Below are 10,920 nucleotides of genomic sequence, written 5' to 3' on the forward strand. Positions count from 1 at the left end.
ATACCGTTCCGGGTCGCGGTCCCGACCGGGCGGGCGGACCGCCGGGGCCGGACTCCGGCCCCGGTCACAGCAGTGGATGCACCTGGGGATGGGCGTGCCACCACGCCCCGAAGGCCGGATGGCTGTCGGCGTGCTCCACGAAGGCGGCCGCGATCCCCCGGTAGAGGGCCGCCGCGTCGTCATCGTCCATCCGGTCCCGGCGCCAGGCCACGATCAGCTTCGCGACCTGCGGTTCTCCCGCGAGCGGCCGGACGACCGTGCCGGGCTGCGGCGGCCAGGACGGGTCCACCAGGCGTATCCCGTGCCCGGCCGCGACCAGCGGGCAGGCCGCCCCGCTCGGCGCCTCGTAGCGCACGATCGGTTCGAAGCCGGCGGCGCGGCAGGACGCCCGCAGCGAGGCGAGGGATCCGTCGTCGGCGCCGGGCGGCGCCACCCAGGACTCGGCCTTCAGGTCGACCAGGTCGATCTCCTCCCGGTCGGCGAGCGGATGGTTCGCCGAGAGCGCGACGAAGATCGGGAACCGGGGCACCAGCGTGCGGCTGACCACCGGCGCCCGCAGCGGGACGTCGAAGCCCTCCATGGTCCCCAGCAGGGCGGCGTCGAGCTGCCCCCGGGCGAGCGCGTCCCCGAGCAGTGCCGAGGACGGTTCGATGCGCAGCGATACCTCCCGGCCGGGGAGCGCGTCGCCCACGCGGGCGACGATGCTCCCCACGCAGGCGAGATGGACGCAGCCGAGCGCGAGCGCCTCGTCCTCGCCCAGGGGCGGCCGCAGGTCACCGAACAGGTTGTCCAGTTCCGACAGGACCGTCCGCGCCCGGCTGATCACCTGCCGGCCCAGCGGGGTCGGCTCCAGGCCGGACCGGCTGCGGGTGAACAGCTCACCGCCGACGATGCTCTCGACCCGGCGGAGCTGGTTCGACATCGCGGGCTGGGACATGCCCATCCGGGCCGCGGCCCGGGTCACGCTTCCCGTCTCGGCCATCGCGCACACCATGCGCAGATGACTGATATCGAGGTCCATAGCCGGAAATTATGCATCAGCTGATGACCTCCGGTGGGGGCCAATGGACATACTTCCCGTACTCCTTCGTTGAAGTGAGCGATCGGCCGCCGGGAGAGGTCCTCCTCACCGCCCCTCTCCCGGCGGCCGAGCATGTGCGCGTCCGATGACTCTCATGGGAAGCGATCGATATGGACGAACCGCGGACGGCCGAGAAGGAGGGCTCCCCACCGGACGACCGCTCGGACGTCGGCTCGGCCGGCGGTCTGGGCGACGGCGCCTTCCCTGCCTGGCCGTTACCGCCCGGCCCGCAGGCCGCGGGAACGGCACGGGCCATCGTCCGTTCGGTCTTCGGCGACCTCGGCATACCCCAGGCCGCGCTCGACAGCGCGCAGATGATCGTCTCCGAGATCGCCACCAACGCGGTGGTGCACGGGGCCCGCGACCGGGTGGAACTGTGGGCCCACATCAGCCACCGGACCCGTCCGGCCGTCACGGTGCAGGTCTTCGACGCCGCCCCCTGGCGCGACCCCGGCGAGTTCCCGGTCCCGCCCGCGGCGCCGCCCGACGCGTGCGGAGGGCGCGGCCTGCTTCTCGTGGACGCGCTGACGGCGGAGGCCGGCGGCCGCTGGGGCGTCCATCCCACCAGGTCCAGGATCGGACCGGACCCGGCCACCGGCAAGGCCGTCTACTTCACGGTCCCGCTTCCGGCGGCGAGCCCGGCGCCGCAGACTCCAGCGCCGTGGCCCGCGCACGAGCGCGTCCGCGCGCTCGCGGACGCGCGCGGGCTGCGGCCGCGCGTCTCGCTCGGTCCCGACGCGGCGGTCATCCACTTCACCGTCGGCCTGTGGGTCTGGGTCAAGGGCGAGTCGCTGCTGTACGAGCGGCCGGGGCACGGGGTCGTCCGGCACCCGGTGTGGGACGCGGTCGAGGTGGTCGAGCAGATCGTCCGGTACAGCGAGGAACTCGCCATGGAGGGGTCGGCGTATCGCTCACCGTCCTGGGATCTGTACTGAGCGTACGCCACCCGGAGGGAAGGCCCCGGCGACCGGGACCGTGACCTGCGTGTTAGGCGGCCGTCAGGTGGATTCACCCTCTTGACGCGGCAAGACCGATACCTGTGCAATGTCACATGTCACAAGTAGTCGGTCACCTTGGCACAGCGCCACTCGACCGCCTCAGAAGGGAAGACCCGGATGCAGAAGCTCACGTTGGGCATCGTCCTTGGAGCGGTGTCCCTGGCGGTGTCCGCCTGCGGGCAGGGACTGCTCGGTTCGGACGACGCCGAGGATTCGGGTCCGATCGTGATCGGGATGGTGGTGCCGTTGTCGGGCGCCAGCGCCGACATCGGCCCGTACATGAAGAACGGTGCCCAGATGGCCGTTCAGGAGATCAACGCGCGCGGCGGCGTGCACGGCCGCAAGCTTGAGCTGCGCGCGGAGGACGGCGCGTGCGACCCCAAGACCGCGGTCGCGGCGGCCAGCAAGCTGGTCGCCGCCAAGATCGCCGTTTCGGTGGGCGGCTACTGCTCGGGCGCGACGCTGCCCACGCTTCCCGTCTTCGACCGCGCCGCGATTCCGATGATCATTCCCGCGGCGAATTCCACCGAGCTCGTCGAGCAGCGGCTCAAGCATGTGTTCCTGCTCAACGGAACCGGTGACCAGCAGGCGCTGGCGGCGATGAGCTGGATGGCCAAGAGCGGCGCCAAGCGGGTCGCGGTTCTGCACGACAACACGTCCTATTCCAAGGACATCGCGACGCGGACCACCGCCGCGCTCGACGAGCCCGGCGGGCCGGAGAAGACGGGCTTGGACGCCGTCAACCCCGGTGAGAGCGACTACTCGGCGAACATCGCGAACGTCCTGAAGACCAAGCCCGACTTCATCTACTGGACCGGCTACTACCAGGAGGGCGGTCTCCTCGTGCGGCAGTTCCGGCAGGCCGGGTACGAGGGCGATTTCATGGTCGGCGACGGCTCGGTGGACGCCAAGCTCGTCAAGATCGCCGGAGCGAAGGCGGCCGAGGGCGTCTACGCCACCATGACGCAGACGCCCGGCACGATCGAGGGCGCGGGCGGCTGGATCGCCTCCTACAAGCAGAAGTTCGGCAGCGAGCCCGGCCCGTACTCCACCCAGTCCTACGACGCGGTGCGGGTGGCCGCCGAGGCCATCGGCAAGGCCGGCGGCACCGACGGCGACAAGGTCGCCAAGCAGCTGGAGGCCATCGACGGCTTCCCGATCTTCTCCGGCCCGCTGAGGTTCACCCCGCGGCACACGCTCAGCAACGGCGGCTTCGTGATCCTGGTGGTCAAGGACGGCGCCTTCGAGCTGCACGACGCGCTGAAGTAGCCGCCGATGTCGCAATTGATCTGGAACGGGCTGTTCGTCGGCTCGTTCTACGCGCTGGTGGCCCTTGGCTACACCATGGTCTACGGGATCATCAAGCTGCTCAACTTCGCCCACGGCGACCTGTACATGCTCGGCGCGTTCACCGGATTCGCGATGCTCGGCGCGATGGGCGGCCTGGTGCACGCCTCGTCCCTGCTGGTGCTGCTCGTCGTCCTGGTCCTCACGATGGTCACGACCGGGACGGCCGGTCTCGCGATCGAGCGCGTGGCCTACCGGCCGCTGCGCGGGATGCCCCGCCTGTCGCTGCTGATCACGGCGGTCGGGGCGTCGTTCGCGCTGGAGTACGGCACCCGGATCGTGGCCGGTCCCAACCCGCGCGTCTATCCGGTGCGGCTGGACGGCGTGTCCTTCACCGTCCTCGGCGCCCGCGTCACGATGCAGCAGCTCGTCCTGATGGGCATCTCCGTCGCGCTGATGGCGGGACTGGCGCTGCTCATCGGGCGGACGCGGCAGGGCCGCGCCATGCGGGCCATCGCGCTCGACCCCAAGGCGTGCCTGCTGATGGGCGTCAATGTGGACGCGGTCATCGCGCGCACGTTCTTCATCGGCTCGGCGATGGCCGGCGCCGCGGGCGTGATGGCCGGCGGCTACTACGGGAAGATCGACTTCCTGATGGGGTTCATCATCGGGCTCAAGGCGTTCACGGCGGCCGTCATCGGCGGCATCGGGAACGTTCCCGGCACGATGCTGGGGGCCCTCGTCCTGGGCATGCTGGAGTCGTTCGGTACCCACTGGGTGGGCGGCGAGTGGCGGGACGTGTTCGCGTTCGGGTTCCTCATCCTTTTCCTCACCGTGCGGCCGACCGGGCTGCTCGGCGAGCGCGTCACGGAGCGCGTGTGATGGCGGCCGTGCGCGACCGGGCGGCGGGACGGCCCGGAACCAGCGCGGTCTCACGGCTGCTGGCAAGCCGCCATCTCGGCTGGGCCGGCCTGGCCGTCGGGCTGGCCGCGCCGTTCGCGATCGCGACGCCGTACGCGATGAACATCATGACCGGCGCGGTCATCTTCGTGATGCTCGCCGTCGGGCTGAACATCGTGGTCGGCTACTGCGGCCTGCTCGACCTGGGGTTCGCCGCGTTCTTCGCGGTCGGCGCCTACACGAGCGGGCTGCTGGCGACCCGGCTGCACTGGCCGCTGCTCGCGACGATCCCGTTCGTCATCGTCGCGACCGTGGCCGCCGGAATCGTCATCGGCGGCCCGACGCTGCGGCTGCGCAGCGACTATCTGGCGATCGTGACGCTCGGCTTCGGGGAGATCGTCCGGATCATCGCCAACAACCTGGAGATCACCGGCGGGCCGTCCGGCATCTACGGCATCCCCGGGCTGTTCGGCGAGCACGCCGGCGACCCGGTGGTGTTCTACTACGCCGTGCTGCTGATCGTCGCGGCGGCGGTGCTGCTGGCGGGGCGGCTGGGACGGTCCAGGCTCGGCCGCGCGTGGCGGTTCGTCCGGGAGGACGAGGACGCCGCCGAGGCCATGGGCGTCCACACCTACCGGGTCAAGATGGCGGCCTACATCGCGGGGGCGGTCTGGGGCGGGCTGGCGGGCGTGCTGTTCGCCGCGCAGCTGTCGGCGATCTCCCCGGCCAGCTTCACGTTCCTGCAGTCGGCGCTGGTGCTGATGGCGGTCGTGCTCGGCGGGATGGGCTCCACGCCCGGCGTCGTCATCGGCGCCGTCGTGATCAGCCTGCTGCCCGAGATCCTGCGCGACCTGGCCGACTACAGGTTCTTCGTGTTCGGCGTGCTGCTGATCGTCATGATGATCAGCCGCCCGCAGGGACTCTGGCCGCACCGCTCCCGGGAGACCGCCCGGACGGCCGCCCGATCGGAGGAGGCGTGATGCTGGACGTGCGGGATCTACGGCTGGCGTTCGGCGGCGTCCGCGCGGTCGACGGGCTCACCTTCGCCGTGCACGCGGGCGAGATCGTCTCCATCATCGGCCCGAACGGGGCGGGCAAGACGTCCGCGTTCAACTGCGTCACCGGCTTCTACAAGCCGACCGGCGGCCGGGTCGTCCTGGACGGCACCGACATCACCGGGCGGCGCCCGTCGGCGATCGCCGCGCGCGGCCTGTCGCGGACGTTCCAGAACCTGCGCGTGTTCGGCGACCTGTCGGTGCTGGACAATGTGCGGGCCGGAACGCACCTGTGGCTGCGGCAGCGCCTCGCCGACGTGCTGCTGCACACCCCGCGCTACCGGCGCAGCGAGCAGGCCGCCACGGACGAGGCGCACAGGTGGCTCGACTTCACCGGGCTGCGCGGGGACCGGACGGGCCTCGTCCGGCACCTCCCCTACGGCGAGCAGCGGCGGGTCGAGATCGCGCGGGCGCTGGCCCGCCGGCCGTCCCTGCTGCTGCTCGACGAGCCCGCCGCCGGGCTCAACCACGCGGAGAAGACCGAGCTGCTCGACCTGATCCGGCGGATCCGGGAGCTGGGCATCGCCATCGCCGTCATCGAGCACGACATGGGCCTGGTCATGGAGGTCTCCGACCGGATCGTCGTACTCGACCACGGCAGGGAGATCGCCGACGGCACGCCCGCCCAAGTCCGGGGCGACCCCGCGGTGATCGAGGCGTATCTCGGCCGCGACGCGGAGGCAGAGCAGAAAGGGCCGGAGCAGAGCGGGCCGGCGCAGAGCGGGGAGGTGCGCGGTGCTCGAACTGATTGATCTGACGGTGAAGTACGGCGGGGTGACCGCGCTGAACGGCCTGTCGCTCACCGTCGGGAAGGGCGAGACGGTGGCGCTGCTCGGCAGCAACGGCGCCGGGAAGACGACGACGCTGTCGGCGGTCTCGGGGCTGGTCCGCCCGTCCGGCGGCGACATCAGGTACGAGGGCGAGTCGGTGGCCGGGGCGGCACCGCCGTCGATCGTGGCGCGCGGCCTGGTGCACGTGCCCGAGGGTCGGCGGATCTTCAGCACCTTGACCGTCCACGAGAACCTGCTGCTCGGCGGGTACCTCGTCCGGGACGGCCGCGAACTGGCCAAGCGGATCGACCGGGTCTACGGGCTGCTCCCCCGGCTGGCGGAGCGGCGCGGGCAGGAGGGCGGCACGCTGTCCGGCGGGGAGCAGCAGATGCTGGCCATCGGCCGCGCCCTGGTCGCCGGACCGAGGCTGCTGATGCTGGACGAGCCGTCGATGGGCCTCGCACCCCTCGTCGTGGCGGCGGTCATGGCGGTCGTCCGCGACGTCGCCGCGGCGGGGACGGCGGTCCTGCTGGTCGAGCAGAACGCCCGGGCCGCCCTCGGCATCGCCCGGCGCGGCTACGTGATCGAGAACGGCCGCTGCGCCCTGGAGGGCTCGGCGGCCGAGCTGTCCGCCGACCCGCGGGTGGTCGCGGCCTACCTGGGAGGCGCGGCGTGACCGCGCCGGCGGGGGCTTTCCCGCCGGCCGTGCCCGCGGGGGCGGCCGGCGGGTCCCCGGCGCCCAGGCGGTCAGCGGTGTTCGGGGCGGTCCGCCCAGATTCCGCGGATGTGGCGGAGGTGGTGGTTCATCAGAGCCTCGGTGCCTGCCAGGTCACCGCTCGCCACGGCCTCCAGGAGTTCCTCGTGCTCGCGTGCGGACGGCTCCAGTTCGCCGCGTTCGGCCAGCCGTGGCACACCGTAGAGCCGGGACATGTAGCGGAGCTCGCTCACCAGCCGGATGATGTGGGAGTTGCCGCCCAGTTCGAGCAACGCGAGATGGAAGCGGTGGTCCGCCTCGATGTAGGCGAGGACGTCCCGGTTCCCGGCGGCCGTCACGATCGCCTCGGCCAGGGGCCGCAGCGCGTACACCTCCTCGGGGCGCGCGGTCCGCGCGACCCGCACGATGGTGGGGACCTCGATCAGGGCCCGCACCTCCGTTATCTCGTCCAGTTCCCGGTCGGACAGTTCGGTGACCCGGAAGCCCTTGTTGCGGACGACGTCGACCAGCCCCTCCCTGGCCAGGTCGATCATGGCCTCCCGGACGGGGGTCGCCGACACTCCGAACCGCTCGGCGAGCGCCGGGGCGGAGTAGACCACGCCCGGCCGCATCTCCCCGCTGACGATCGACGCCCGGAGCGCATGGGCGATCTGCACCCGCACGCTCTTGCGCGGGCCCAGGGAAGGCAGGTTCAGCATCTGGGTCGCGGCTCCCCTCCGGGGCGTGGCGCCCCGCCGGCACGGCGGCCGGATCGGCCGGTGACATGTAGTATTGCACTCGCCGGGACAGCCCGACTCGGCGTCCCCTTCCAGCCCGTCCGCGGGTACACTGAGCGTTCGGTAGAGCGAACGCCATGCGGAAGGGCGTGGGAGCGTGGGCGCATCAGCGGAGTCGGTGCGGGACGTGCTGGCCGGCAATCTGCGCCGCGCGCGGCTGGAGCTCGGTCTGTCGCTGTCGGAGCTGTCGCGCCGGTCGAGGATCGGCAAGGCGACGCTGTCCCAGCTGGAGGCCGGCGCGGGGAACCCCACGATCGAGACAGTGTTCAGCCTATCGCGCGTCCTGGAGATCCCCATCTCCGACCTGCTCGACCGCCAGGAGCCGTCCGGGCTCACCGTGGTCCGGGGGGCGCACGTCGAGGTGCTGCGCGGTGAGGGCGTCGACCTGCGGCCGCTGCGCGGCATCGCGTCCGGCGGCGCCATGTTCGAGGTGTACGACCAGCAGGTCAGGGCCGGTCGCCGGCAGGACTCGCTGGGCCATGTCGGCACCGAGCACACCGTCGTTCAGGCCGGGCGGCTCGGCGTTCGGGTGGACGACCGGGACGTGGAGCTCGGCCCGGGCGACTACGTCGCGTTCGACGCCCGGCTGCCGCACGGCTACACGGCCCTCGACGGCGCCGTGCGCTCCGTGCTGCTCCTGCAATACGACGCCGACCAGCGGCTTCACTCCTCGCAAGGCGAACCGCCGCACCCCGACCACACGTCCTGACAATCCTCCCTCACCACCCCCGTTGACATCCGCGCGCGGGAGACATAACGTCGGAATCGTTCGCTATATCGAACGAATGGAGCTGTGATGGCGCGGGTCGTGGTGCTGGGCGCCGGGATCATCGGCGCCGCCTGTGCCCGCGAACTCGCCCTGGCCGGGTGCGACGTCACGGTCGTGGACCGCGCCGGCCCCGCCGCGGGGACCACCGCGCACGGGGAGGGCAACGTCCTGGTCTCCGACAAGGGGCCCGGTCCGGAACTGGAGCTCGCGAAGCTGTCGCGGCGGCTGTGGCCGCGGATCCTGCAGACCCTCCCGGACACGGACGCGGACACGGTCGAGTGGGAGCCCAAGGGCGGCATCGTCGTCGCGACCACCGGCGAGGGCGCCCGAACCCTGCGGGAGTTCGCGGCGTCCCAGCGCGCGGCCGGCATCGACGCCGGCGACCTGGACGCCGCCGCCCTCGCCGCCGCGGAACCGCACCTCACCCGTGACTGCACCGCCGCCGTCCACTACCCCGGCGACGCCCAGGTGCAGCCCGCCGGCGCGGCCACCGCACTGCTCGCCGGCGCCGTCCGGGCCGGGGCCGTCCTACGCACCGGGCACGAGGTCACCGGCGCCGTAGCGCGCGGCGGCCGCATCACCGGCGTCCGCACCCGCGCCGGAACCATCGATGGGGACGCGTTCGTCAACGCCGCCGGCCCGTGGTCCGGAGAGGTCGCCGCACGACTCGGCGTCCGGCTGGACGTCCGGCCCCGGCGCGGCGAGGTGCTCGTCACCGCGCCGCTGCCGCCGACCGTCTTCCACAAGGTCTACGACGCGGACTACGTGGGCGCCGTCGGCAGCGGCGCCGGAGACCTGCGGGCGTCCGCCGTGGTCGAGTCCACCCGCGCCGGGACGCTCCTCATCGGCTCGTCGCGGCGCCGGGTCGGCTTCGACGACCGGCTCCGCCCCGAGGTCCTGTCGGTCATCGCGGGCAAGGCGCTCCGCCTCTTCCCGTCCCTGGCCGGCGTGCCGGTGATGCGCGCCTACGGCGGGTTCCGCCCGTACGTCGCCGATCACCTGCCCGTCATCGGCGCCGACCCGCGCCTGGACGGGCTCTGGCACGCCACCGGCCACGAGGGCGCCGGCGTCGGGCTCTCGGTCGGGACGGCCGCCGTGCTGCGCGACCTGCTGCTCGGACGCGAACCCGACATCGACGCGGCGCCGTTCAGGGTCGGCCGGCCCGCCGTCCAGGCCGAAGGAGAGAACGGATGAGCCCGAGACTCGCGCGCGCCGCCGGGCGGCGGGAGGTCCCGCTGCGGATCACCGTGGACGGCGAACCGCTCACCGGCATCGAGGGCCAGACGATCGCCGGGGTGCTGCTGGCGTCCGGGCGCCGGGCCTGGCGCGAAGGCCCGTCCGGCTCCCCGCGCGGCGTCTTCTGCGGCATCGGCGCCTGCTTCGACTGCCTCGTCACCGTCAACGGCGTCCGCGACGTACGGGCCTGCGCCCGCCGCGCCCGCGACGGCGACACGATCGGCACCCAGTCCCGCGCGCCGCAGGACGCCCGATGACCCGGCACGTGGTGATCGTCGGGGCCGGTCCGGCGGGCCTGGCCGCGGCGGCGGGCGCCCTGCGCGCCGGGGCGCGGGTGACGCTGCTCGACGCCGCCGACAATCCCGGCGGCCAGTACCACCGGATGCCGCCGGACGCCTACGCCGCCGCGCGCTCGGGGCGCCGGCACCGCGGCCGGCGGGGCTTCGACCGCCTCCGCGGTCACGTGCTCGGCCACCCGCGCTGCGCCTGGTGGCCGCGGAGCACCGTCTGGGCGATCGAGAGCCTGGACCGGGGTGCCCCGCACGTCCACGTGCTGCGCGGCGAGCCCGACGCGGCGGCGCGTGAACGGCACGTCCTGCGGCCCGACGCGCTCGTCCTCGCACCCGGCGCCCATGACCGCGTCCTGCCGTTCCCCGGCTGGGAGCTGCCCGGCGTCCACACCGCCGGAGCCGCGCAGGCACTGGCCAAGGGGGAGCACCTCATCGTCGGCGACCGCGTGCTGATCGCCGGCTCCGGGCCGTTCCTGCTACCGGTCGCGACCTCGCTCCTCGCGGCCGGTTCGGCCGTCCGGGCGGTGCTGGAGGCCAACCCCGCCGCGACCGTGGCGCGCGGGTGGACGCGCCGCCCGTGGGAACTGGCGGCGCAGCCGGGCAAGGGCACCGAGCTCGCCGGATACCTCGGGCTGCTCGCCCGGCACCGCGTTCCCTACCGGACGGGCCGCGCCGTGGTCGAGGCGCGCGGCGACGGACGCGTGGAAGAGGCGGTCACGGCCCGCCTGCGTCCCGACTGGTCGGTCGTCCCCGGCACCGAGCGGACCGTCGCGGTCGACGCGCTCTGCGTCACCCACGGCTTCAGCCCGCAGCTCGAACTCCCCGTCGCCGCCGGCTGCGGCCTGCGGGACGGCGCGTTCGTCGATGTGGACGGCGACCAGCTCACCACCGCCCCCGCCGTCTACGCCGCCGGGGAGATCACCGGCGTCGCCGGCGCCCAGGCCGCCGCGGCCGAGGGGCTCATCGCCGGCTGGATCGCCGGCGGCGGCTCCCCGTCTCTTATACACCTCCGCCGCTCCCGACGCACCGAACACGCTACACAC

The 10,920-nt window shown here is 73.1% G+C and carries 12 protein-coding genes; 10 read left to right on the forward strand and 2 right to left on the reverse strand.

Annotation, left to right across the window (positions count from 1 at the left end; all coding sequences use genetic code 11):
• Positions 1 to 64 precede the first annotated feature (64 nt).
• A complete protein-coding gene (locus HUX53_RS27630) occupies positions 65 to 1,021 on the reverse strand; it encodes a LysR family transcriptional regulator (RefSeq protein WP_176406139.1) in 957 nt (318 codons plus the stop codon).
• A gap of 170 nt (positions 1,022 to 1,191) precedes the next feature.
• Between HUX53_RS27630 and HUX53_RS27635 the strand changes: the two genes are divergently transcribed.
• The 6 genes from HUX53_RS27635 to HUX53_RS27660 all read left to right on the forward strand — a co-directional run bounded on the left by HUX53_RS27635 (position 1,192) and on the right by HUX53_RS27660 (position 6,767).
• Entirely contained in the window at positions 1,192 to 2,016 is an 825-nt protein-coding gene (locus tag HUX53_RS27635; protein WP_176406140.1) for an anti-sigma regulatory factor, read from the forward strand.
• A 180-nt stretch (positions 2,017 to 2,196) separates the two neighbouring features.
• The gene (locus tag HUX53_RS27640) at positions 2,197 to 3,348 is read left to right on the forward strand and encodes a branched-chain amino acid ABC transporter substrate-binding protein (protein WP_176406141.1); all 1,152 of its coding nucleotides are present in this window, start codon (positions 2,197 to 2,199) and stop codon (positions 3,346 to 3,348) included.
• A gap of 6 nt (positions 3,349 to 3,354) precedes the next feature.
• The gene (locus HUX53_RS27645) at positions 3,355 to 4,248 is read left to right on the forward strand and encodes a branched-chain amino acid ABC transporter permease (protein ID WP_176406142.1); all 894 of its coding nucleotides are present in this window, start codon (positions 3,355 to 3,357) and stop codon (positions 4,246 to 4,248) included.
• Positions 4,248 to 5,246, forward strand: coding sequence for a branched-chain amino acid ABC transporter permease (locus HUX53_RS27650; protein WP_176406143.1), 999 nt, complete (start codon positions 4,248 to 4,250; stop codon positions 5,244 to 5,246). Before HUX53_RS27645 ends, HUX53_RS27650 begins: the two co-directional genes overlap by 1 nt.
• A complete protein-coding gene (locus HUX53_RS27655; protein ID WP_176406144.1) occupies positions 5,246 to 6,073 on the forward strand; it encodes an ABC transporter ATP-binding protein in 828 nt (275 codons plus the stop codon). Before HUX53_RS27650 ends, HUX53_RS27655 begins: the two co-directional genes overlap by 1 nt.
• On the forward strand, positions 6,057 to 6,767 hold the full coding sequence (locus HUX53_RS27660; protein WP_176406145.1) for an ABC transporter ATP-binding protein: 711 nt from the start codon (positions 6,057 to 6,059) through the stop codon (positions 6,765 to 6,767). The genes HUX53_RS27655 and HUX53_RS27660 overlap by 17 nt, the downstream gene beginning before the upstream one ends.
• A gap of 71 nt (positions 6,768 to 6,838) precedes the next feature.
• Here the strand turns inward: HUX53_RS27660 and HUX53_RS27665 are convergent, their stop codons facing one another.
• Complete coding sequence (locus HUX53_RS27665) at positions 6,839 to 7,504, reverse strand: GntR family transcriptional regulator (protein WP_176406146.1); 666 nt, start codon at positions 7,502 to 7,504, stop codon at positions 6,839 to 6,841.
• 175 nt (positions 7,505 to 7,679) lie between these two features.
• Here HUX53_RS27665 and HUX53_RS27670 point away from each other — a divergent pair, with 175 nt between their 5' ends.
• The 4 genes from HUX53_RS27670 to HUX53_RS27685 form a co-directional block, all read left to right on the forward strand.
• Positions 7,680 to 8,291 (forward strand): helix-turn-helix domain-containing protein, encoded by a 612-nt coding sequence (locus HUX53_RS27670; protein ID WP_176406147.1) that lies wholly within the window; start codon positions 7,680 to 7,682, stop codon positions 8,289 to 8,291.
• Between the two features lie 87 nt (positions 8,292 to 8,378).
• On the forward strand, positions 8,379 to 9,545 hold the full coding sequence (locus HUX53_RS27675; RefSeq protein ID WP_176406148.1) for an FAD-binding oxidoreductase: 1,167 nt from the start codon (positions 8,379 to 8,381) through the stop codon (positions 9,543 to 9,545).
• Positions 9,542 to 9,844, forward strand: a complete 303-nt coding sequence (locus HUX53_RS27680) for a (2Fe-2S)-binding protein (RefSeq protein ID WP_176406149.1) — start codon at positions 9,542 to 9,544, stop codon at positions 9,842 to 9,844. Before HUX53_RS27675 ends, HUX53_RS27680 begins: the two co-directional genes overlap by 4 nt.
• Positions 9,841 to 10,920: FAD/NAD(P)-binding oxidoreductase (locus HUX53_RS27685; protein WP_176406150.1), on the forward strand; the 1,080-nt coding region annotated here is incomplete at its 3' end. The genes HUX53_RS27680 and HUX53_RS27685, both read left to right, overlap by 4 nt.

The sequence above is a fragment of the Actinomadura sp. BRA 177 genome (assembly GCF_013372625.1).
Taxonomy (GTDB): Bacteria; Actinomycetota; Actinomycetes; order Streptosporangiales; family Streptosporangiaceae; genus Spirillospora.

Bases quoted from the DNA above. Each gene is read 5' to 3' on its own strand.
- HUX53_RS27630 (WP_176406139.1), bottom strand. From the start codon at position 1,021: ATGGACCTCGATATCAGTCATCTGCGCATGGTGTGCGCGATGGCCGAG.
- HUX53_RS27635 (WP_176406140.1), top strand. From the start codon at position 1,192: ATGGACGAACCGCGGACGGCCGAGAAGGAGGGCTCCCCACCGGACGAC.
- HUX53_RS27640 (WP_176406141.1), top strand. From the start codon at position 2,197: ATGCAGAAGCTCACGTTGGGCATCGTCCTTGGAGCGGTGTCCCTGGCG.
- HUX53_RS27645 (WP_176406142.1), top strand. From the start codon at position 3,355: ATGTCGCAATTGATCTGGAACGGGCTGTTCGTCGGCTCGTTCTACGCG.
- HUX53_RS27650 (WP_176406143.1), top strand. From the start codon at position 4,248: ATGGCGGCCGTGCGCGACCGGGCGGCGGGACGGCCCGGAACCAGCGCG.
- HUX53_RS27655 (WP_176406144.1), top strand. From the start codon at position 5,246: ATGCTGGACGTGCGGGATCTACGGCTGGCGTTCGGCGGCGTCCGCGCG.
- HUX53_RS27665 (WP_176406146.1), bottom strand. From the start codon at position 7,504: ATGCTGAACCTGCCTTCCCTGGGCCCGCGCAAGAGCGTGCGGGTGCAG.
- HUX53_RS27675 (WP_176406148.1), top strand. From the start codon at position 8,379: ATGGCGCGGGTCGTGGTGCTGGGCGCCGGGATCATCGGCGCCGCCTGT.
- HUX53_RS27680 (WP_176406149.1), top strand. From the start codon at position 9,542: ATGAGCCCGAGACTCGCGCGCGCCGCCGGGCGGCGGGAGGTCCCGCTG.